18 protein-coding genes are annotated in these 20,441 nt (G+C 73.3%); 5 read left to right on the top strand and 13 right to left on the bottom strand.

Going from position 1 to position 20,441, the window contains the following annotated elements; genetic code table 11:
• Window positions 1-1,239, top strand: a complete 1,239-nt coding sequence (locus OSR43_RS08470) for a glycosyltransferase family 4 protein (protein ID WP_302270855.1) — start codon at window positions 1-3, stop codon at window positions 1,237-1,239.
• Between the two features lie 15 nt (window positions 1,240-1,254).
• Here the strand turns inward: OSR43_RS08470 and OSR43_RS08465 are convergent, their stop codons facing one another.
• Together OSR43_RS08465 and OSR43_RS08460 are read right to left on the bottom strand one after the other, a co-directional pair.
• Window positions 1,255-1,410, bottom strand: coding sequence for a hypothetical protein (locus tag OSR43_RS08465; RefSeq protein ID WP_302270854.1), 156 nt, complete (start codon window positions 1,408-1,410; stop codon window positions 1,255-1,257).
• 76 nt (window positions 1,411-1,486) lie between these two features.
• Window positions 1,487-3,172, bottom strand: coding sequence for a hypothetical protein (locus OSR43_RS08460; RefSeq protein ID WP_302270853.1), 1,686 nt, complete (start codon window positions 3,170-3,172; stop codon window positions 1,487-1,489).
• Between the two features lie 57 nt (window positions 3,173-3,229).
• Between OSR43_RS08460 and OSR43_RS08455 the strand changes: the two genes are divergently transcribed.
• Window positions 3,230-4,477: a lipopolysaccharide biosynthesis protein gene (locus tag OSR43_RS08455; RefSeq protein WP_302270852.1), complete on the top strand. Its 1,248-nt coding sequence runs from the start codon at window positions 3,230-3,232 to the stop codon at window positions 4,475-4,477.
• 7 nt (window positions 4,478-4,484) lie between these two features.
• On the opposite strand, the gene OSR43_RS08450 is transcribed toward OSR43_RS08455, so the two are convergent.
• The 4 genes from OSR43_RS08450 to polA form a co-directional block, all read right to left on the bottom strand.
• On the bottom strand, window positions 4,485-5,405 hold the full coding sequence (locus OSR43_RS08450; protein ID WP_302270851.1) for a hypothetical protein: 921 nt from the start codon (window positions 5,403-5,405) through the stop codon (window positions 4,485-4,487).
• A complete protein-coding gene (locus tag OSR43_RS08445) occupies window positions 5,405-5,941 on the bottom strand; it encodes a SigE family RNA polymerase sigma factor (RefSeq protein ID WP_302270850.1) in 537 nt (178 codons plus the stop codon). The genes OSR43_RS08450 and OSR43_RS08445 overlap by 1 nt, the downstream gene beginning before the upstream one ends.
• A 68-nt stretch (window positions 5,942-6,009) precedes the next feature.
• A complete protein-coding gene (locus OSR43_RS08440; RefSeq protein WP_302270849.1) occupies window positions 6,010-8,124 on the bottom strand; it encodes a SpoIIE family protein phosphatase in 2,115 nt (704 codons plus the stop codon).
• A 222-nt stretch (window positions 8,125-8,346) separates the two neighbouring features.
• Window positions 8,347-11,040, bottom strand: a complete 2,694-nt coding sequence (gene polA / locus OSR43_RS08435; RefSeq protein WP_302270848.1) for a DNA polymerase I — start codon at window positions 11,038-11,040, stop codon at window positions 8,347-8,349.
• 55 nt (window positions 11,041-11,095) lie between these two features.
• Here polA and OSR43_RS08430 point away from each other — a divergent pair, with 55 nt between their 5' ends.
• A complete protein-coding gene (locus tag OSR43_RS08430) occupies window positions 11,096-11,515 on the top strand; it encodes a PaaI family thioesterase (protein ID WP_302270846.1) in 420 nt (139 codons plus the stop codon).
• 21 nt (window positions 11,516-11,536) lie between these two features.
• Here the strand turns inward: OSR43_RS08430 and OSR43_RS08425 are convergent, their stop codons facing one another.
• Window positions 11,537-12,103: a GNAT family N-acetyltransferase gene (locus tag OSR43_RS08425; RefSeq protein WP_302270844.1), complete on the bottom strand. Its 567-nt coding sequence runs from the start codon at window positions 12,101-12,103 to the stop codon at window positions 11,537-11,539.
• Between the two features lie 136 nt (window positions 12,104-12,239).
• Between OSR43_RS08425 and OSR43_RS08420 the strand changes: the two genes are divergently transcribed.
• Window positions 12,240-12,986, top strand: a complete 747-nt coding sequence (locus OSR43_RS08420) for a DUF554 domain-containing protein (RefSeq protein ID WP_302270843.1) — start codon at window positions 12,240-12,242, stop codon at window positions 12,984-12,986.
• 194 nt (window positions 12,987-13,180) lie between these two features.
• A complete protein-coding gene (locus OSR43_RS08415; RefSeq protein ID WP_302270842.1) occupies window positions 13,181-14,545 on the top strand; it encodes an ABC transporter substrate-binding protein in 1,365 nt (454 codons plus the stop codon).
• A gap of 417 nt (window positions 14,546-14,962) precedes the next feature.
• On the opposite strand, the gene OSR43_RS08410 is transcribed toward OSR43_RS08415, so the two are convergent.
• The 6 genes from OSR43_RS08410 to OSR43_RS08385 all read right to left on the bottom strand — a co-directional run bounded on the left by OSR43_RS08410 (window position 14,963) and on the right by OSR43_RS08385 (window position 20,372).
• Complete coding sequence (locus tag OSR43_RS08410; RefSeq protein WP_302270840.1) at window positions 14,963-15,751, bottom strand: ABC transporter ATP-binding protein; 789 nt, start codon at window positions 15,749-15,751, stop codon at window positions 14,963-14,965.
• Window positions 15,748-16,737 carry an ABC transporter ATP-binding protein gene (locus tag OSR43_RS08405; RefSeq protein ID WP_302270839.1) on the bottom strand — a complete coding sequence of 330 codons (990 nt, stop codon included), beginning with the start codon at window positions 16,735-16,737 and terminating at the stop codon, window positions 15,748-15,750. Before OSR43_RS08405 ends, OSR43_RS08410 begins: the two co-directional genes overlap by 4 nt.
• Window positions 16,730-17,941, bottom strand: a complete 1,212-nt coding sequence (locus OSR43_RS08400; RefSeq protein WP_302270838.1) for a branched-chain amino acid ABC transporter permease — start codon at window positions 17,939-17,941, stop codon at window positions 16,730-16,732. Before OSR43_RS08400 ends, OSR43_RS08405 begins: the two co-directional genes overlap by 8 nt.
• Before the next feature lie 20 nt (window positions 17,942-17,961).
• Window positions 17,962-19,326: an SdrD B-like domain-containing protein gene (locus OSR43_RS08395; RefSeq protein WP_302270837.1), complete on the bottom strand. Its 1,365-nt coding sequence runs from the start codon at window positions 19,324-19,326 to the stop codon at window positions 17,962-17,964.
• A 191-nt stretch (window positions 19,327-19,517) separates the two neighbouring features.
• Window positions 19,518-20,132 carry an ANTAR domain-containing response regulator gene (locus OSR43_RS08390; protein ID WP_302270835.1) on the bottom strand — a complete coding sequence of 205 codons (615 nt, stop codon included), beginning with the start codon at window positions 20,130-20,132 and terminating at the stop codon, window positions 19,518-19,520.
• Window positions 20,133-20,207: 75 nt separating this feature from the next.
• Window positions 20,208-20,372, bottom strand: coding sequence for a hypothetical protein (locus OSR43_RS08385; RefSeq protein ID WP_302270833.1), 165 nt, complete (start codon window positions 20,370-20,372; stop codon window positions 20,208-20,210).
• Window positions 20,373-20,441: the final 69 nt, after the last annotated feature.

Below are 20,441 nucleotides of genomic sequence, written 5' to 3'. Positions count from 1 at the left end.
GTGGGAGACCGAACAACCGGTGCCGACGGCGCCCTGGAACCGCTGCGGGGCAAGCACGTCGCCTTCCTCAGCTGGCGCGACACCCGCAACCCCGAGGGTGGTGGCGCCGAGCGGTACCTGGAGAAGATGGCCGCCGGACTGGTCGCCCGCGGCGCCCGGGTGACCATCTTCTGCGCGGCGCACGCCGCCGCGCCGCCGGAGGAGGTCGTCGACGGCATCCGCTTCGTCCGGCGTGGCTCGAAGCTCTCGGTCTACCCCGCCGGCATGCGCGCGCTGGCCGGCGGCGAGCTCGCCCGGGGCGGCTCCGGCGAGGTCGACCTCGTCGTCGACGTCCAGAACGGGCTGCCGTTCTTCAGCCGCCTGGTCACCCGCAAGCCGGTCGTCGTGCTCGTCCACCACGTGCACCGCGAGCAGTGGCCGGTCGTCTACAGCGGGCTGACCGCACGCGTCGGGTGGTGGATCGAGCGCAGCCTCGCGCCGTGGCTCTACCGCCGCTGCCAGTACGTCGCGGTCTCCCGGGCCACCCGGGCCGAGCTGCGCCGGCTCGGGGTGCGGGGTCCGCGGGTGGCCGTCGTGCACAACGGCACCGATCCCGTCGTGCCGGTCGACCCCGGCAAGGCACCGACCCCCGTGGTGGCGGTGGTCGGACGCCTCGTGCCCCACAAGCAGGTCGAGCACGCGATCGACGCGGTCCTGGCACTGCGCGCCGAGCACCCGGACCTGCGGCTCCACGTCGTCGGCGACGGCTGGTGGGAGGCCGAGCTCCGCGAGTACGCCGCGAGCCGCGGCGCCGGCGAGGCGGTGGTGTTCGAGGGCCACGTCGACGAGGAGCGCAAGCACGAGGTCTACGAGCGGGCGTGGGTCCTCGCGCTGCCCTCGCTCAAGGAGGGCTGGGGCCTGGTGATCGGCGAGGCCGGCATGCACCGCACGCCCGCGGTGGCCTACCGCTCGGCCGGCGGCACGCAGGAGTCGATCGCGGACCACCGGTCGGGCCTGCTGGTCGAGACCCCCGAGGAGCTGACGGCCGCCATCGGCCTGCTGCTGCGGGACGCCGCGGAGCGCGAGCGGCTGGGGAAGGGCGCGCGGGAGATGAGCCAGGCCTACACCTGGCAGCACGCCCAGCAGTCGTTCGCGCTGGTCGTGCAGGCGGCGCTCAGCGGGACGCTGGTCGACACGCAGGACCCGGAGGTCCCGGAGGAGGTCCTCCCGGCGAGACGCCGGGGGTGGCGGCGCGGGTGACGCGCCGCCGGGGGCTCAGCCCTCGGAGCCGTACTGGATGACCGGCTGGTTGACGTTCGCCGGCGACTCGCCGCTGGGGCTGGTCTGCGACGACACGACACCGACGATGGTGGCCGAGGCGACGATGCCGCCGATGGCCAGGCTGCCGATGGTGCTCAGGATGCTTCCCACGATGAAAACCCCTCCCTAGGTCCGGCCCGAACCGTAACAGCGCCGGCTCGCGAGCGCCGCATTTCCGAGACATCGGTCACGTCGCGGTCCGGTCGCGCCGGGTGCGCAGTGCCCGGCGGTGCAGGGCGAGGCCCCCCGCGAGCACGGCGCAGGCCCCCCAGAGGCCCCACGCGGCCCCGGCGGCGACCACCCACGAGGTCGGCACCGACCGCTCGACCACGTCGGCGAGGGCGACGACGAGCAGCTCCTCGCTGTCCAGCAGCACCCGGCCGGCGACGTCCGGCGCCTCGCCCGGCGCGAGCCGGTCGACCACCACGAAGCCCACCCCCATCGCGGCGAGCCGCTCCGCCCGCTCGCCCGGCGACGCGGCCGCCAGCGCGGCGGCGGCCCGGCGCACGCGCGGGTCCTCCCCCGCGACCGTGCGGTCCGAGACGACCAGCTCGTCGCTGGCGACCACGTCCCTGGTCAGGTGCCGCCCGAGCGGGTCGAGCACCTTCCGGTCGTGGTTCCACGACGGCTGCCGGTAGCTCGACAGCGGCAGCGCGAGCACGTCCCCGGGCCCGGCGGCGTCCACGGCGTCGCGCGCCGCGGCGTACGACGCGGGGTAGGTGGTCGGCTCCAGCCGCCCGGACAGGCCCAGCGCGGCGTCGGGCAGGAGGGTGACCGGCAGCACCGCGAGCGCGCCGGCCAGCACCAGCCGCGGGGTGGGGTCCGGGACCCGGCGCAGCAGGGCCGCCGCGCCGGAGCCGGCCAGCACGGCCACGAGCGGGGCGCACAGCACGAGGAGCCGCGACCCGTCGCGCACCAGGCCGGCCCCGGGCACGTGCTCGGCGAGCCAGGCGACGACCCCGGGGACCACCCACGTCGCCAGCGCGAGCACCAGCCCGACCGTCCAGCACACCAGCAGCGCGACGGCGTCGCGGCGCTCGGTGCGGGCCAGCCAGCCCCGCGCCCCCGCGGCCGCGAGCGCGACGAGCAGGAGCAGGCCGAGCCAGGCCAGGGCGCCGTCCCGGGACGGCAGCACCACCTCGGCGTTCCAGGTACCCCCGAGGGCCAGGGCGGCCAGCGGGGGCGGCAGCACGCCGTCCGGCCCGAGGGCGAAGACGTCGGCCCCCGTGCCGTCGGTGCGGGCGTCGGCGGCGTGCAGCGCGCCGGTCACCAGCCACGGGAGGTTCGCGACGAGCGCGAGCAGCACCACCGGCGCCGTACGTCGCCCGCCGACCGCGACCGCGACCAGCGCGACCGCCGTGGCCAGGCCGGCACTGGCGCTGAGGCAGCCCAGCGGCGCGAGCACCAGCAGCGACGCGGGCACCACGCCGGTCTCGCGCCACCGGCGGCCCGCGACCAGGACCCACGGCAGCACGCCGTACCCCACCAGCACCGGCCAGTGCCCGATGAGCAGCCGCTCGGCGACGTAGGGGTTCCACTGGTAGACCGTCATCGCCACCAGCTGGGCGGGCAGCGGCACCCCCGGCAGCAGCCGGCGCACGCCCAGCCCGCCGGCGACCAGCGCGCCGAGCAGGACGAGCTCCTGCAGCCACGCGCCGGGGACGACCTCGTCGAGCAGCGCGACCACGGCGTCCGAGGGCACCGCCCGAGGGAGGCCCGAGCCGACGCCCCACACGTCGGGGCGCACCGCGAGGTCCGGCACCCACACCATGTCGTAGGACAGGACGTAGCCCGGCGCGAGCTCGGGCCCGAGGAGGAGCAGCGCCAGCGCGAGCGACCACGCGCGCGGCACCCACCCTCGCCAGTCGGACACGCGGTGATCCAACCATCCGCCGTCGGGCGCGGCGCCGCTCCCCTTAGGCTTCCCCGCGTGTCCGAGACCGCCGGGGGCTTCCGCGCGCTGCTGAGGAGCGGCGCGGCGATCGCGGTCGCGATGGCCGTCATGAACGTCGCGACGTACGGCTACACCGTGCTCGTCGCCCACCTGGTCGGCCCCAGCGACTTCGGCGCCTTCTCCGCGATCATGGGCGTCCTGCTCGTCGTGAACGTGCTGTCCCTGGGCCTGCAGGCCACCGGGGCGCGCCGGATCTCGGCTCAGCCGGAGTCGGTGGTCGCGGTCGAGCGCGTGGTGCTCAAGGTCAGCTACCGCAGCGCGCTCGTGCTGTCCCTGGCGCTGCTGGCGCTGGCGCCCGTGCTCGACGCCGTGCTTCGGCTGGGCAGCCTGCCGACCGCCGCGCTGGTCGCGATCACCGCGGCTCCGCTCACGATCATGGGCGGCCAGGCCGGCGTGCTCCAGGGCGAGCGCCGGTGGGCGCCGCTCGCGCTCGTCTACCTCGCCCAGGGCGTGGGTCGCGTCGCGGCCGGCGTCGGCTTCCTGCTGGTGTGGCGCACCGAGTTCGCCGCCGTCCTCGGCGTGGCGATCGGCGCCTGGCTGCCCGTGCTCATCGGGTACGTCGCGCTGCGGCGGCCGCGCACCGACGCGGGGTCCTCCGACGTGTCGGCGGTCGAGCTGATCCGCGAGGTCGCCGGCAGCAGCCAGGCGCTGCTCGCGTTCTTCGCCCTCTCCAACGCCGACATCCTGCTCGCCCGCGCGGTGCTCGACGACCACACCGCCGGGCTCTACGCCGGCGGGCTGATCCTGGTCAAGGCGATCCTGTTCCTGCCGCAGTTCGTCTCCGTCATCGCCTTTCCCTCGATGGCCACCCGCGGCGCCGACAGCAGCACGCTGGTCAAGGCGCTGCTCGTGGCGCTCGCGCTGGGCCTGTGCGGGATGGGCGGCACCCTGCTGCTGCCGGACCTCGCCCTGGTCTTCGTCGGAGGCTCGGACTTCGAGGAGGTCAAGGACCTGCTCTGGCTCTTCGCGCTGGTCGGCACCCTGCTCTCGATGATCCAGCTGCTGCTCTACTCCGCGCTGGCGCGCCAGCAGTGGCGGGCGATCCTCGCCATCTGGGCGACGCTGGTCGCCCTGCTGTGCAGCGCGCCCTTCGTGCACTCCGTCGACGGCCTGGTCGCGCTCGTCCTGGCGCTCGACGCCGCGCTGTTCGTCGTCCTGGTCACCGTCGCCCTGGTCGGCCGGCCCGCGGCCGCCGACCGCGAGCCGGCCGACGCCACGGCCTAGCGCCGGCCTAGCGCCGGCCCTGCCCGGTCACGAACCACCGCGGGCTGCCGGCGATCGCCAGCGACTGCTGGGGGTCGAGCACGGGCTGGTCGGCCACCAGCTCGCCACTCTTCTCGGCGGAGGTGTTGTAGGAGTCGACGACCACGACGTAGCCGTCGTCGGTGTAGAGCGCGACGAGCAGCTCCTGGTAGGTGTCCGGCATCGCCGCGCCCTGGCTCGGGCGCATCTGGGAGTACCACCCGCCGTCGGTCGGCGTGCACTCGATCGGCGGGAACGAGCGGTAGGCACCGGCACAGGCCTCGCGCGCGGTGGTGGCCGCCTTCCTCTCGGGCTCCTCCTCCCCCGGCCCCGGCAGGGAGGCGACGCCCACGGCCGCGTAGCCGTCCCAGCGCTGCAGCGTCACCGACGCCCCGGCACCGTCGAGGGTGAAGGAGACGAGGCGCCCCTCCCGGGTGCGGTCGGCGCGGTGGGAGACGATCGACGTCGCCGTCTGCTCGACACGCAGGTCGGCGACGACCCCGTCCGGCGGCAGCAGGTCCCGGGCGACCGCCGCCAGCACGCGCTCGTCGGCGATCCGGCGGTCCGTGGCGACCACCGGCCCACCGGGCACCTCGGTCGCCGACCCCTCGGCGTACGTCGGCTCGGGGTCGGCCGGCCCCGGGCCGACGGTCTCCACCGGTCCGGTGCCGGTGCTCGCGGCCGGGTCGCGCGCCGTCGTACCGCCGTCGCGGTCACCCAGGGCCAGCCCGGACCCGGCCACCGCGGTGGCCGCCGCGGCGGCGCAGGCGCCGACGGCCAGCCGGCGACCACGTCGTCGCCGGGCGCCCGCGGCGAGGGCGTCGCGCAGGATCCGCTCGCTCGAGCCGCGGTCGAGCGGGTGCTCGTCGGCCTCGCGGCGCAGCAGGTCGGTCAGCTCGGTCTCGGGCATCAGGGGGTCCCTTCGGCGATCAGGTCGGTGAACGGCAGGTCGAGGTGCTCGCGCAGCCGGCGCAGTGCCCGCATCAGCCGCTTGCGGACGGCGCCGCCGGTGAGGCCCAGCAGCCGCGCGACCTCCTCGGTGGAGGCGTCGTCGAGGTAGCGCAGGACGACCACCGCGCGGTCGAGCGGCTCGAGCCGGTCGAGCGCGGCGAGCAGCGTCAGCCGCAGGTCCCCGTCGGTGCCGGCAGGGCGGGCGGCGCGGGTGGCCTGCGCCTCGGGGACCGCCGCCACCGGGCGCTCGTGCGTGCTGCGCCGCCGCTGCTGGCTGATCCAGGTGCGGGTCAGCGTCGTCTGGGCGTACGCCGCCGGGCTGGCGATGGCGCCGCCCCACCGGGCGTAGACCTTGGTGAGCGTCTCCTGCACCAGGTCCTCGGCCCGGTGCCGGTCACCGCAGAGCAGCCACGCCGTCCGGTGCAGCTGGGGCATGCAGGAGCGCGCGAAGGCGGTGAACTCCGCCTCGCGGGCGGCCCTGCTGGCGTCGGGCATGGTCCTCCTCGATGGGTCCTCACCCCATCTGACGCCGCCGGGCCCTCCCGTGTCCCGCGGTCAGCGGCTCAGCCGAGCAGGTGGACCGCCACCAGCACGACGTCGTCGCTGCCCCCGACGTCCTCACGGGGGTCGGCGAGCGCCTCGATGACCTGGTCGGTCCGCACGCCTGGTCCGGCGGCGACCGCCACGCGCAGCCGCTCGAAGCCGACGTCCAGCGGCTCCCCGCGCCGCTCGACCAGGCCGTCGGTGTAGGCCACCACCGTCGTCCCTGGCTCCAGCACCACGCTGACCTCGCCGCGGGTGACGATGTCGAAGCCGAGGATGGGTCCGCGCGCCCGGTCGGGGTCCAGGAGCTCGGCGCGGCCGTCGGGGTGGCGCACGACCAGGGGCGGGTGCCCGGCGCTGGAGACGGTCAGCTGCCACGAGCCGCCCGCGAGCGGCTCGAAGTGCGCGAAGAGCATCGTCGCCAGCGGAGAGGTCACGTTGAGGGCGGGCAGCAGCTCGTCGACGTGCTCCAGGACCGCCGCCGGCATCAGGCGCTGCGAGGTCGCGGTCGCCCGCAGGACCCCCTTGAGCTGGCCCATCGCGGCGGCGGCGTACACGTCGTGCCCGGCCACGTCGCCGACCGCGAGCCCGAAGGGGGTGCGGCCGTCCGGCGCCGCGTCGCCGGTCGGGTCGCCGGCCGGCAGCTCCACGACCTCGTAGAAGTCGCCACCGACCTCCGCCCCGTCGGCGCCGGGCAGGTACCGCGCCTCGATGCCCACACCGGTCAGCTCGGGCAGCTGCGGGAGCAGGCTGCGCTGCAGCGTCTGGGCGATCAGCCGCTGCGCGGCGTAGAGCCGCAGGTTGTCCAGGATCAGGCCCGCTCGGCGGCCGAGGTCGACCGCGACGTCCGCGTCGTCCGCGGTGAACGGCGAGCGGTCGGCGGTGCGGCCCAGCAGCACGAGGTCCCGCACGCCGAGCCGGCCCGGGAGGGCGACGGCGAGGGCGGACCCGACGTCGAGGTCGCCGGCGACCTCCGGCGGGAAGGCGTCCAGCTGCCGGTAGGGCCGGCCGTCGAGGAGCGCGACCACGAGGCCCTGGGGCGGTACGACGTCGGGCACGCGGGCGGCGACCCGGCCCAGCGCCTCCGACCGGTCGGGGTCGCGGTGGACCGCTCGGTGGTCGGTCACCGCGCCGTTCTCGTCGACGTGGACGAACACCGCCATGTCGGCGAGCGCCGGCACGAGCAGCTGCAGCAGCCGCGTCCGCGCCTCGTCGATGTCGAGCTCGCCGCTGAGCGACTCGCTGGCCCCGGCCAGCAGCCGGAGGCGGGCCTGGCTCTCCTCGGCCCGCGTCCGCGCGCGCTGCTCGGCCGCCAGGGCCGCGTCCCGCTGCCGGTCGGACTCGATCCGACCGCTGACGTCGCTCTGCACGCCGACGAAGTGGGTGACGGTGCCGGAGTCGCCGAGGATCGGCGACATCGTCACCTGGTTCCAGAAGGCCAGCCCGTCCTTGCGGTAGTTGAGGAGGGTCGCGGTGACCGCCTCCCCCGCCTCCAGGGCGGTCCGGACCCGGCGGACCTCCGCGCGGTCGGTGTCGGGCCCCTGGAGGAAGCGGCAGTTGCGGCCGACCGCCTCCCCGAACTCGTAACCAGACGTCGCGGTGAAGGCGGGGTTGACCCAGATCAGTGGCAGGTCGGGGTCGGAGGCGTCGGCCACCGTGAAGGACAGCCCCGTGGCCAGCACCGCCCGGTCGCGCACGCGGGCGTCCTGGTCGGCGAACGCCTCGACCGCAGCGGTCGCGTGCCGCTCGCGCACCGGGAGGAACACCACGAGCGCGTGGTCGTCCAGCATCGGCGCGCCGGTCATGGGCAGGCCCACCACCCACAGCGGCTCGCGGGACGCACCCAGCTCGCTGCGCCGCTCGGCGGACACGCGCTGCCCGGGCACCGGCTCGGAGCGCAGCAGCCGGGTGAGCGGGTGCTCGGAGTCCGACAGCTCGGTCCCCGCCGGGTCGCGGAGCCGCGCCGCGTCGGACCACCGGTCCAGGGCGACCGGCAGCCGCAGCGCCGGGGCGAGCTGCTGGGCCACGTCGTTGGCGTGCACGACGGCACCCCGGGCCAGGTCGACGACCAGCACGGCCGCCGGCGCGTCCCCGATCACCGCGTGCAGGTCGGACGCCGCCTCGGCGCTGCTCATCGTCGATCGCCTCCTGGCGTGGTCATCGGGGTCGGTGCGGCCGGCGGTCCCGCCGGGCCGGGGCGGCCCGCCTCGGGCACGGGGTGGACGAGGCGGGCCGCGCTCCGGCGTCCCCGTCGGGATCTCCCCCGCGGATCTCCCGGTGCGTGGACACCTCAGGTGCTTCGGTGCCGGCGCGCAGGCGGATGGGTGGCCGGTCCCGGGCCGGACCGGGGCCCCGGGTCAGTGCGCGGCCTCGTGCCAGCTGCGGCCGGTGCCCACCGACACGTCGAGCGGCACCGCGAGCTCGGCGGCGCCGGCCATCTCGCGACGCACCAGCTCCTCCAGCGCCTCGCGCTCCCCCTCGGCGACCTCGAGGACGAGCTCGTCGTGGACCTGCAACAGCATCCGCGAGCGCAGCCCGGCCTCGCGGACGGCGCGGTCGACGTTCAGCATCGCGATCTTGATAAGGTCCGCAGCAGAGCCCTGGATGGGGGCGTTCAGCGCCATCCGCTCGGCCATCTCCCGCCGCTGGCGGTTGTCACTGGTCAGGTCGGGCAGGTAGCGCCGACGGCCGTAGATCGTCTCGGTGTAACCGGTGCGCCGGGCCTCGTCGACCACCCCGCCGAGGTAGTCGCGGATCCCGCCGAAGGTCTCGAAGTACTCGTCCATCAGCACCCGGGCCTCGGCGGGCTCGATGGTCAGCTGCTGGCTCAGGCCGTACGCCGAGAGCCCGTAGGCCAGGCCGTAGTTCATCGCCTTGATCTTCGCGCGCTGCTCAGGCCCCACCTCCTCGGCGGGCACGTCGAAGACCCGGGCGGCGGTCACGGAGTGGAAGTCGTGGCCGGAGCGGAAGGCGTCGATGAGCAGGGCGTCCTCGGAGAGGTGCGCCATGATCCGCATCTCGACCTGGCTGTAGTCGGCCGTCATCAGCGACTCGTGGCCCGGGCCGACGACGAACGCCTCGCGGATCCGGCGGCCCTCCTCGGTGCGGATCGGGATGTTCTGCAGGTTCGGGTCGGTGCTCGAGAGCCGGCCGGTCGCGGCGATGGTCTGGTTGAACGTCGTGTGGATGCGGCCGTCCGGGGCCACCGTCTTGAGCAGCCCCTCGATCGTCTGGCGGAGCCGGGCGACGTCGCGGTGCCGCAGCAGGTGCAGCAGGAACGGGTGCTCGGTCTTGACGTACAGCGCCTGCAGGGCGTCCGCGTCGGTGGTGTAGCCGGTCTTGGTCCGCTTGGTCTTGGGCATGTCGAGCTCGTCGAAGAGCACGACCTGCAGCTGCTTGGGCGACCCGAGGTTGATCTCCTTGCCGATGACCGCGAAGGCGTCCTCGGCCGCGAGCTTCACCTCGCCGGCGAAGTGCCGCTCGAGCTCCTCCAGGTGCTCGATGTCCACCGCGATGCCGGTGCGCTCCATGGTCGCCAGCAGGTCGACGAGCGGCAGCTCGATGTCCTCGAGCAGCCGGGTGCCGCCGCGGTCGGCCAGCTCCTCGTCGAGCGCGGCGGCGAGGTCGAGCACGGCACGGGCGTGCAGCATCTCGACCTCCCCGGCCGTCTCGTCGGTGATGCCGTCGAGGCTCAGCTGGCCGTCGTCGGCGCCGCCGGTGCGCAGCTCGCGCTTGAGGTAGCGGACGGTGAGGTCGGCGAGGTCGTAGGAGCGCTGGTCGGGCCGGGCGAGGTACGCCGAGAGCGCGGTGTCGCGGGTGAGGCCGGCCAGCGGCATGCCCCACGCGTCGAGCGCGAGGATCGGACCCTTCGCGTCGTGGAGGACCTTGCGCCGGGCAGGGTCGGCCAGCCAGGAGCGCAGCGCCTCCTCGTCGGCGGGGTCCATCGTCTCGGCGGTGACGTACGCCGCCGCCCCCTCGACCGTGGCCAGCGCCAGCGCGTCGACGTCCCCCGTCCCGGCGCCCCAGCGGCCGGCGACGTGCACGCCGACGCGGTCCTCGCCGGAGGCGTGCTCGGCCAGCCAGGCGGCGAGCTCGCCGGCGCCCAGCCGGCTCATCGCCACGTCGAAGCCGGAGTCGTCGATCTCCTCCTCCGAGCTCAGCGTCTCGAAGAGCCGGTCGCGCAGGACGCGGAACTCCAGCCCGTCGAAGAGGGTGTGGACCTCCTGCCGGTCCCACGGCCGGATGAGGAGGTCCTGCGGGCCGAGCTCGAGGTCGAGGTCGCGCACGAGCGCGTTGAGCCGGCGGTTGCGGATCACGTCGCCGAGGTGCGCGCGCAGCGACTCCCCCTTCTTGCCGGTGATCTTGTCGGCGTGGGTGATGACGTTGTCGAGGCCGTCGTAGGTGTTGATCCACTTGGCCGCGAAGCCGACGCCCACACCGGGCACGCCCGGGAGGTTGTCGGAGGTCTCCCCCACGATCGCGGCGATCTCGGGGTAGCGGTACGGCGGCACGCCGTACTTCGCCTCGACCGCGTCGGGGGTCATCCGGGCCAGGTCCGAGACGCCCCGCATGGGGTAGAGCACGGTGGAGCGGTCGGTGACCAGCTGCAGCGCGTCGCGGTCGCCGGTGAGGATCAGCACCTCCATCCCCGCGTCGAGCGCCTGGGTGGTCAGCGTCGCGATGATGTCGTCGGCCTCGTACCCGTCCTTCTTCAGGAACGGGACCCGCAGGGCGCCGAGGACTTCCTCGATCAGCGGCAGCTGGCTGCCGAACTCCGAGGGCGTCTTGGCCCGCTTGGCCTTGTACTCGGAGTACTCCTCCATGCGGAAGGTCTGGCGGGAGACGTCGAAGGCGACGCCGAGGTGGGTCGGCTGCTCGTCGCGCAGCACGTTGATGAGCATCGAGGTGAAGCCGTACACCGCATTGGTGTGCTGCCCCGTGGTCGTGGAGAAGTTCTCCACCGGCAGCGCGAAGAACGCCCGGTAGGCCAGGGAGTGGCCGTCGAGCAGGAGCAGTCGCGGGGTCACGGCATCAGTCGCGGCGTCGGGCACCCGTCGACTCTATCCGCCGTCGCCGACAGTCCCGGGGTCGGCAAGAATGCCCGGCATGGACGTCGAGGAGTACATCGCCGCCATGCCGCAGGGCATGGGCACGCTGAACGAGAAGATGGGCATCGAGCTGCTCGAGGCATCCCCGGACCGGGTGGTCGCGACCATGCCGGTCGAGGGCAACCAGCAGCCCTACGGCCTCCTCCACGGCGGCGCCTCGGTCGTGCTCGCCGAGACCCTCGGCTCGATCGGCTCGGCGCTGCACGCGCACCCCGACCGCGTCTCGGTCGGCGTCGACATCAACGCCACCCACCACCGCTCGGCGACATCGGGGACCGTCACCGGGACCGCGACGCCGATCCACCTCGGCCGCACGTCGGCGTCCTACGAGGTCGTGGTCACCGACGAGCGCGGGAAGCGGGTGTGCACGTCCCGGATCACCTGCGCGCTGGTGCCCAAGGAGCGGGTCGGGTTCTGAGGGCCGGCCGGGCCCGGGGGGTCAGCCCGCGGCCTGGGCGCGGCGCTGCGAGCGCCGGGCGGCCAGCACCTGGGTGAGCTGGCGGCCGCCGCGCTCGTGCGCGGGCCGCAGCGCGGTCAGCCGGGCGCGCAGGGCGTGCGTGGTGGCCACCCGCAGGACCGCCTGCGGACCGAGCCCGAGCCGGGCCATGAAGCGGTTGGCGTCCCGCGACCCGGAGGTCGCCGCCGTCGCGACGTGGCCGACGCCCTGCTCCTCGGCGAAGGTGACGGCCGCCTCCATCAGCGCCCGGCCGACGCCGTGGCGGCGGTACTGCGGCAGCACGTGCGGCGAGAGCGCCTGCACGGTGAGGTCGAGGTTGATCGGGCTCAGCGTGGTCACGCGCAGGAGGACGGCCCCGGCGGGGTGGCCGTCGAACTCCGCCACCACGATGCGCTGCTCGGGCGACTCGGCCGCGGCCTTGATGATCAGCTCGAGGTCGGCGACGTGCTCGCTCCGGTCGGCCCTGCGCATCGCGTCCGCCCACACGTCGGCCAGGAGCGGCGCGTCCGTGAGCTCGGCGCACCTCAACGTCACCACTGAGCGGTGCATGGTGCCCCTGCCTTCCCCCGGCCCTCACGGGCCACTGACGGAACCAACCGGTCGGCGTCCGGTCCCCGAGGACCCGACCTGCTCGGGCGAGACTACGCTCCCACCGCCGTCTTGTCAGACCCGTGTGAGGAGAACCGTGGTCCCCGGAGTCGGAACGCTGGTCAACGTGCTCGCCGTGCTCGCCGGTGGCCTCCTGGGCCTGCTCCTGGGCAACCGGCTCCCCGTCCGCACGCGCGAGGTGGTCACCGACGCCCTCGGGCTGGTCACCCTGCTCATCGCCGGCACCTCGGCGATGGCCGTCCTCGACGTCGAGCTCTCCGACGTGGTCGGGGACAGCGCCCCGATGCTGATCGTCCTCGGCGCCCTGCTGGTCGGCGGGATCACCGGCTCGCTGCTCGGTCTCGAGCAGCGGGTCGAGCGGCTCGGCGGGTGGCTGCAGCGCGTGCTGGCCGGCGACCGCGGGTCGGCGGAGAAGCAGCGCTTCGTCGAGGGCTTCGTGATCTCCTCCCTCATCTTCTGCACCGGTCCCCTCACGATCCTGGGGTCGCTCAACGACGGCCTCGGGAACGGCGCGGACCAGCTGTTCCTCAAGTCCGCGCTCGACGGGTTCGCGGCCATCGCGTTCGCCGCGTCGTTCGGGTGGGGAGTGCTCGCCGCGTCCCTCACGGTCGTCGTCGTGCAGGGGTCACTGACCCTGCTCGGCGTCGGCCTCGGCGGCGTGCTCCCCGACGCCCACCTGGCGGCGGTCACGGCGACCGGCGGGCTGCTGCTCGTCGGCGTCGCGCTCCGGCTGCTGCGGGTCCGCGAGGTCCCGGTCGCCGACCTGCTCCCGGCCCTGGTCGTGGCACCGCTCCTGGTCCAGCTCGTCGCCCTCGCCCGGTGACGCGCGGGACGGCTCGTCCGCCGGATCCCGGCCGCCGCGCCGCCCGGCGTCGTTGACGTAACGGTTTGGTGACGAGAGGGTGCCGTTCGCCACACCGCCTCTCCACCAGTCCTACGGTGACGGAGCCATGACCGGCCTTCCCGGGGGTCGGGAACCTGCGGTTAGTGCACCAACCTGACAGAAAGGTTCACCACGTGAATCGCTCCACCACCACCGCCTCCTGGGTGAAGCTGATGGCCGGTACCGCCGTGCTGTCCCTCGCCCTGGCTGCGTGCGGCTCCGAGGACGAGGGTTCCCCGGAGGCCGGCGACAGCCCGTCCGCCTCCACCTCGGAGTCCTCGGACACCGCCGCGCCGACCGGCGAGTTCACCAACGACAAGTGCGGCAACGGCACCACCAGCGCCGACACGTACAAGGTGGGCGGCATCCTGCCGCTGACCGGCAACCTGGCCTACCTCGGCCCGCCGGAGATCGCGGGTGTCGGCCTGGCCGTCTCCGAGATCAACGCCGCCGGCGGCGTGAACGGCGCGGACGCCTGCCACCAGGTGCTCGACTCCGGTGACACCACCGACCTCGCGGTCAGCACCGCCTCCGCCGACCGCCTGGTGAACGCCAAGCCGTCGCTGGTCGTCGGCGCCGCCTCCTCCAGCGTCTCGCTGAACGTGGTCGACACCTTCACCGACGCCAAGATCGTCCAGGTCTCCCCCGCGAACACCGCGGTCGACCTGTCCGGCTACTCGCCGTACTACTTCCGCACCGCCCCGCCGGACGGCATCCAGGGCTCGGCGCTCGGCACCCTGATCTCCAGCGACGGCTACTCGCGCGTCGGCTTCCTGGTCTTCAGCGACACCTACGGCACCGGCCTGCGCAACGCGGTCCAGTCGACCGTCGAGGCCTCCGGCGGCGAGTGCACCTACGGCTGCAAGGGTGACGGCAACGAGTTCCCCGCCGGCCAGACGACGTTCTCCTCCGACGTCAGCGCGGTGCTCGCCACCAACCCCGACGCGATCGTCATCCTCGCGTTCGACGAGACCAAGGCGATCGTGCCCGAGCTCGTCTCGCAGGGCTGGGACATGTCGAAGACGTACCTGACCGACGGCAACACCGCGGACTACTCCAAGGACTTCCCGAAGGGGACCATGGAGGGTGCCCAGGGCACCATCCCCGGCGCCGACGCCTCGGACGACTTCAAGCAGCTCCTGCAGGGCTGGAACCAGCAGGTCAACGGCAAGGAGCTCACGGACTACGCCTACGCGGCCGAGTCCTACGACGCCACCATCCTGGGCGCCCTCGCGGCGGTCAAGGGCGGCGCCACCGACCCGACCACCATCCAGGAGAACTACGCGGCCGTCTCCGGCGGGACCGACGGCGAGGAGTGCTCCTCCTTCGCCGACTGCGTCGCCCTCCTCGAGGACGGCTCGGAGATCCGCTACACCGGCCCGTCGGGCATCGGCCCGATCGACGACGAGAACGACCCGTCCTCGGCGTTCGTCGGCATCTACACCTACGACGGCGACAACAAGAACGTGTTCGCCTCCACCGTCGAGGGCACCAAGTGACCGAGTGACCACCTGGTCGCACGGTGACGAGGTCGGCTGACCTGATCGGCTGGCCACCCGCACCACCCAGCACCACGGCGAGGCCCCGGACCGGATCGGTCCGGGGCCTCGCTGCGTCCCGGGTCCGGGCGTCCCACGACGGGCCGTCCAGGCGGCACCGTCCGATCGCTCCACCGCCGTTCCCCCGCCGACGCTTGCCACCTGGTGGCTCCGGCAGGGCGGGTAGCGCGCCTCGTGCTCGCCAGCGGCCAGCGCCGATCGCGCCCGGCAGGCGCAGCGTCGGGGCCCCGGCCCGCGGCGGGGGGGCGGCAGCACCGGCAGCAGGAACAGGAACAGGAACGACGGGAACGACGGGAACGACGAAGCCGCCCACCCGCCTCGCGGGTGGGCGGCTTCGTCGTACGCCGTGGTGAGGGCTCAGGCGCCGGTCTGGCGCTCCTCGTCGACGTCCTTGGCGAGGGTGCCGAGGTAGAGCTCGATGACCTTGGGGTCGTTGGCGAGCTCGCGGCCGGTGCCGGTGTAGGCGTCCCGGCCCTGGTCGAGCACGTAGCCGCGGTCGCAGATCTGCAGGCAGCGGCGGGCGTTCTGCTCGACCATCACGACGCAGACGCCGGTCTTGTTGATCTGGCGGGTGCGGATGAAGGTCTCGTCCTGGCGCACCGGGGAGAGACCCGCGGAGGGCTCGTCGAGCAGCAGCACCTTGGGCTCCATCATCAGCGCGCGCGCCATGGCGAGCGACTGGCGCTCACCGCCGGAGAGCGCGCCGGCGCTGCGGTCCCGCCGCTCGTGCAGCGTCGGGAAGAGGTCCCACATCGCGCCGAGGCGCTCCTGCAGCTTCTTGGGCCGCAGGAAGAGACCCATCCGCAGGTTCTCCTCGATGGTGAGCGAGGGGAACACGTTGTTGGTCTGCGGGACGAACCCGACGCCCATCTGCACCAGGCGGTTGGCGCGCGAGTTGGTGATGTCCTCGCCGTGCAGCGTGACGCTGCCGGAGTGGATCTTCACCAGCCCGAACATCGCCTTGAGCAGCGTGGACTTGCCGGCGCCGTTGGGACCGATGATCCCGATCATCTCGCCGGGGTGGGCCACCAGGCTGCACCCGTTGAGGATGTTGACGCCGGGGAGGTAGCCGGCGACGAGGTCCGTGGCCTCGATGACCGGCTGGGCGGATCCCGCGGCCGGCGAGGTGGTCTGCGTCTGGGTCACGACTTGTCTCCCTCGTGGTCCTGCTTCTCGTGCGCGGCCTCGTCGGCGCGCACCTCGGCCTCGATCTCCTGCAGGGCGTCCTCGGTCAGCAGGTCGTCGTCTCCGAGGTCGGTGTCGTGGTGTGCGCCGAGGTAGGCGTCGATGACGGCCTGGTTCGACATCACCGTGTCGGCCGGGCCCTCCGCGACGACCCGACCCTCGGCCATGACGACCACCCAGTCGGAGATGTGGCGGACGACGTGCATGTCGTGCTCGACGAACAGCACGGTCATCCCCTCGTCGCGCAGCGCCTGGATGTGGCCGAGCAGCGACTGGGTCAGCGCCGGGTTCACACCGGCCATCGGCTCGTCGAGCATGATCATCTTCGGGTCGCTCATCAGCGCCCGCGCCATCTCGAGCAGCTTGCGCTGGCCGCCGGAGAGGCTGCCCGCGTAGTCGTCCTTCTTCTCGAGCAGCTTGAAGCGGGCGAGCAGCTCCTTGGCCTTCTCCTCGACCGCCCGCTCCTGGCCGCGCCACAGCGGCTTGAAGACGGACTTGAGGAGGTTCTCCCCGGCCTGGCCCTGGGCGCCCAGCATCATGTTGTCCATCACCGTCATCCGGTTGAGGGACTTGGTGAGCTGGAAGGTGCGGACCATGCCGGCCTTCGCGACGCTCGACGCGGACGTCTTGTCCAGGGCGCGGCCGTCGAACTCCCAGTGCGCGCCGTTGCCGGCCGAGCTGGGCTTGTCGAAGCCGGTGATCAGGTTGAAGAACGTCGTCTTGCCGGCACCGTTGGGGCCGATCAGCGCGGTGATGACACCGCGCTGGACCTCGAGGTGCTCGACGTCGACGGCGGTGATGCCGCCGAACCGGCGCTCGATCTTGTCGACCTTGAGGATCGGGTCGACCTTGGCCGAGCCGGGCTCGGGCGCGACGCCCGACATCAGCTCGCGGCGGGCGGCCGGGTCGGCCAGGTGCGACGTACCGCTGACGGTGGTCTCAGACATTGAACCGGAGCTCCCTCTTGTCGCCCAGGATTCCCTGCGGTCGGAAGATCACGAGCAGGACCAGCGCCACACCGACCACGATGAACGAGAACTGCTCGGTCTGCTGGCTGCTCATGATGCTGTCGGGCACGTAGGCGCGCGCCGACTCACGGATGAGGATGCGCGCGGAGAAGAACAGCACGGTGCCGAGCACCGGGCCGAGGATCGTCGCCGCGCCGCCCAGGAGCAGGGCGGTGTAGGCGAAGAACGTGATCTGGCGGCCGAGGGCGTCGGGCTGCACGGTCGAGGCGAGGACGTAGACCATGCCGCCGAGGGCGCCGAAGAGGCCACCGATGACGAGCGACTGCATCTTCACCGCGAACACGTTGCGGCCGAGGCTGCGCATGGCGTCCTCGTCCTCACGAACGCCCCGCAGGAGGCGGCCCCAGGGGCTGCGCACCAGCAGGAAGACGATCAGCGTGCTGAGCGCCACGAGGGACCACGCCACGGCGCGGACCCACCAGCCGTTGACGCCCGAGCGGCCGTAGGTGACCGGCATCGCGAAGAACACGGCGTACAGCGCGACGACCACGAGCAGCGCGACCAGCAGCTTGCCGGGCAGGCCGTTGAGCCCCTTGCGCGGCACCTCGGAGGTCGGGTCGTCGGCACGCTTGGTGCGCCGGACGAGGACGACGATCGCGACCACGCAGGCGAGGAAGACCAGGCCGCCGAGGGCCCGGACCCAGCCGGCGCCGTCGGCGACGTCGGTGTAGTTGAACGGCGCCAGCGTGAAGCTGCCGTCGCCGAAGAACGAAAGGTTGACGAAGGCCGGCTGGTAGGTGCGGCCCTGGATGCCCTGCGCGCCACCGGTGAGGTCCTTGAGGTTCGCCAGGCGTCCGACGAACCGGATGATCTCCGCTGCGGAGATCGTCACGATCGCGAGGTAGTCACCGCGCAGCTGCAGGGTCGGGATGCCCAGCACGAGCGCGAAGACGAAGGCGAGACCGAGGCCGATGAGCACGGCGATCGGCAGCGGTATGTCGTGGACCAGCGAGATGGCGAAGCCGTAGGCACCGAGCAGCATGAAGCCGGACTGGCCGAAGTTCAGCAGGCCGGTGTAGCCGAAGTGCAGGTTCAGGCCGATGACCGCGATGGCGACGGCGGCGGTGCCCGGGCTGATCATCTCGCGGATGACGGCGCCGAGGATTTCGAGGATGGTGTCCATGGATTGAGTCCCTCTCCCTCTCAGCCGACCCGCTCGGCGCGGCCGAGGATGCCCTGGGGCCTCACCAGCAGCAGCACGATCAGGATGCCGAGGGCAACGGCGTACTTGAGGTCACCGGGCGCGCCCAGCGGTCCGGCCAGCTCCACGACGAGCCCGATGATGATCGAGCCGACGAAGGCGCCGAAGGCCGTGCCGAGGCCGCCCAGGGTGACCGCGGCGAACAGCAGCAGCAGAATCTGCATGCCGGTGTCCCAACGGATGCCGTTGCTGATGACCAGGGCGTAGAGCACGCCGGCGAGGCCGGCGAGACCGGCCGCGGCCGTCCAGACGAGGCGGATGATCTTGTCCACGTCGATGCCGGACGCCGCCGCGAGCGCGGGGTTGTCGGACACCGCGCGGGTCGCCTGGCCGACGCGGGTGCGCACGAGGACGAACCCGACGGCCGCGATCGCGACGATCGCGACGCCCATGGCGAGGAAGGAGAGGTTGGTCAGCGTCACCGGGCCGAAGGTGGTGGTGCCGAAGTCCTCGACCACGACCTTCTGCAGCGAGGCGCCGACGAAGTACTGGTAGGCGTACTGCGCGGCCAGCGCGAGACCGATCGTGACGATCATCAGCTGGGTCAGGCCCAGCCCGCGGCGGCGCAGCGGCTGCCAGAGGAGGCGGTCCTGGAGGTATCCCGAGCCCGCGCAGACGAGCGTCGTGACCACGATGCCCAGCCACAGGTTCATGCCGGCGAGGTTGACCAGGCCGTAGGCGACCATGCCGCCCAGCGTCACCTGCTCGGCGTGGGCGAAGTTGGACAGGCCGGTGGTGCCGTAGATGAGCGAGAGGCCGAGGGACGCCAGCGCCAGCAGGAGGCCCAGGCGAAGGCCGTTGACGACCGACTGGGCGATCTGGTCGGTGAAGGACTCACCGCCCGCGTCGTAGTCCTCGTCGCGGACCTCGACGATCGGGGAGACCGACATGCCGACCTTCGCCGCGACCTTCACCGAGCCGTCCGGCCCGGCGATGGCGGCGCGCGGCGGGAGCTGCTCGAGGCCGTCGGGGAGGGTGTCCTCGTCGAGGACGACGAAGTAGTCACCCGACTCGGTCACCGAGAAGCTGAACTTGCCGTCCTCCGCGGTGGTGACCGTCTCGAGGTCGGTGCCCTGCGCGTCACGCAGGACGACGTCGACGCCGGCGACGGGTTCGGCCCGGGACCCGATGGTGCCGCTGATGCAGCCCGTCTCGTCCGGCTTGGGCAGGCACAGGGTCGCTGCGCTCGCGCTCGAGCCGCCGACCAGCAGGAGCAGCGGGACCAGCAGGCCCAGCAGCACGGCGGCGACCAGACCCTTCCCCACCGCCCTCGCACCGGTCGTGCGGACGTGGTGACGAGACTTCAAACCGGTCCTCCTCATCAAGGCACCCGGCGGGTACCGCCCGGAGAGTCTAGGGGGACCGAACGTGGTCTGGGGCACATCGGGGCAGGCACGCCTCGGCTTTACCGGACCGTGATCTTGCGGTGACCTGCGGCGACGCGGGGCGGGGCCCCGGTCGGGGGCCCGGCACGAGCCCGGCTCGGCGACGCGAGCGGTCAGCCCGCGATGCCCGGGCCGTGCTCGACGACGCCGTCGGCGACCTGGCGCATCGAGAGCCGCAGGTCCATCGCGGTCTTCTGGATCCACCGGAAGGCCTCGGGCTCGGAGAGGCCCAGCTGCTGCTGCAGCACGCCCTTGGCGCGGTCGATCGACTTGCGCGTCTCCAGCCGCTCGGTGAGGTCGGCGACCTCCGCCTCGAGCAGCGAGAGCTCGGAGAACCTGCTGACCGCCATCTCGATCGCCGGCACCAGGTCGGACTTGGAGAACGGCTTGACGAGGTACGCCATCGCCCCGGCGTCGCGCGCCCGCTCGACGAGCTCCCGCTGCGAGAACGCCGTCAGGATCACCACGGGCGCGATCCGGTCGCGGGCGATCGCCTCGGCCGCGGCGATCCCGTCGAGCACCGGCATCTTGACGTCGAGGATGACCAGGTCGGGGCGGAGCTCCTGGGCCAGCTCGATCGCCCTGGCCCCGTCGCCGGCCTGGCCGACGACGTCGTACCCCTCCTCGCCCAGCATCTCCGCGAGGTCCATGCGGATCAGCACCTCGTCCTCGGCGATCACGACGCTGCGCGTGGTGCTGGTGCTCGGGGCGGGCTGGGGCTCGGTCACGGGCGACAGGGTATCGGCGGCAGCCCTCCGCGCGCCGTGGGACCGCTCACGCAGCGGGCGCCGTCCGGGGGCGGGTCAGGCGCGCCGGCGGAGGCGCCCCTCGACCGACACCTCGACGTACGCCGCCACCTCAGCGCGCTCGAGCCGCCGGCGGCTGCACTCGACCGCCGCGGCGCGGGCGTTGGCCACCGCGCGCGCGTTGCTCGCCGCCGCCCACCGCCACGGTCTCGTCCAGGTCACGCACCAAACCGTAGCGAACTGGTCGACTTAGAGGAAGGGGGTCGCGTGGCGCTATGGTTCCGTCCCGCC

The sequence above is a fragment of the Nocardioides sp. Arc9.136 genome, assembly GCF_030506255.1.
GTDB lineage: Bacteria > Actinomycetota > Actinomycetes > Propionibacteriales > Nocardioidaceae > Nocardioides.
This window is presented reverse-complemented; position numbering and strand designations above follow the sequence as displayed.

Excerpts from the sequence above, each read along its gene's own strand:
- OSR43_RS08450 (WP_302270851.1), bottom strand. The coding sequence starts at position 5,405 with ATGCCCGAGACCGAGCTGACCGACCTGCTGCGCCGCGAGGCCGACGAG.
- OSR43_RS08445 (WP_302270850.1), bottom strand. The coding sequence starts at position 5,941 with ATGCCCGACGCCAGCAGGGCCGCCCGCGAGGCGGAGTTCACCGCCTTC.
- OSR43_RS08440 (WP_302270849.1), bottom strand. The coding sequence starts at position 8,124 with ATGAGCAGCGCCGAGGCGGCGTCCGACCTGCACGCGGTGATCGGGGAC.
- OSR43_RS08430 (WP_302270846.1), top strand. The coding sequence starts at position 11,096 with ATGGACGTCGAGGAGTACATCGCCGCCATGCCGCAGGGCATGGGCACG.
- OSR43_RS08425 (WP_302270844.1), bottom strand. The coding sequence starts at position 12,103 with ATGCACCGCTCAGTGGTGACGTTGAGGTGCGCCGAGCTCACGGACGCG.
- OSR43_RS08405 (WP_302270839.1), bottom strand. The coding sequence starts at position 16,737 with ATGTCTGAGACCACCGTCAGCGGTACGTCGCACCTGGCCGACCCGGCC.
- OSR43_RS08400 (WP_302270838.1), bottom strand. The coding sequence starts at position 17,941 with ATGGACACCATCCTCGAAATCCTCGGCGCCGTCATCCGCGAGATGATC.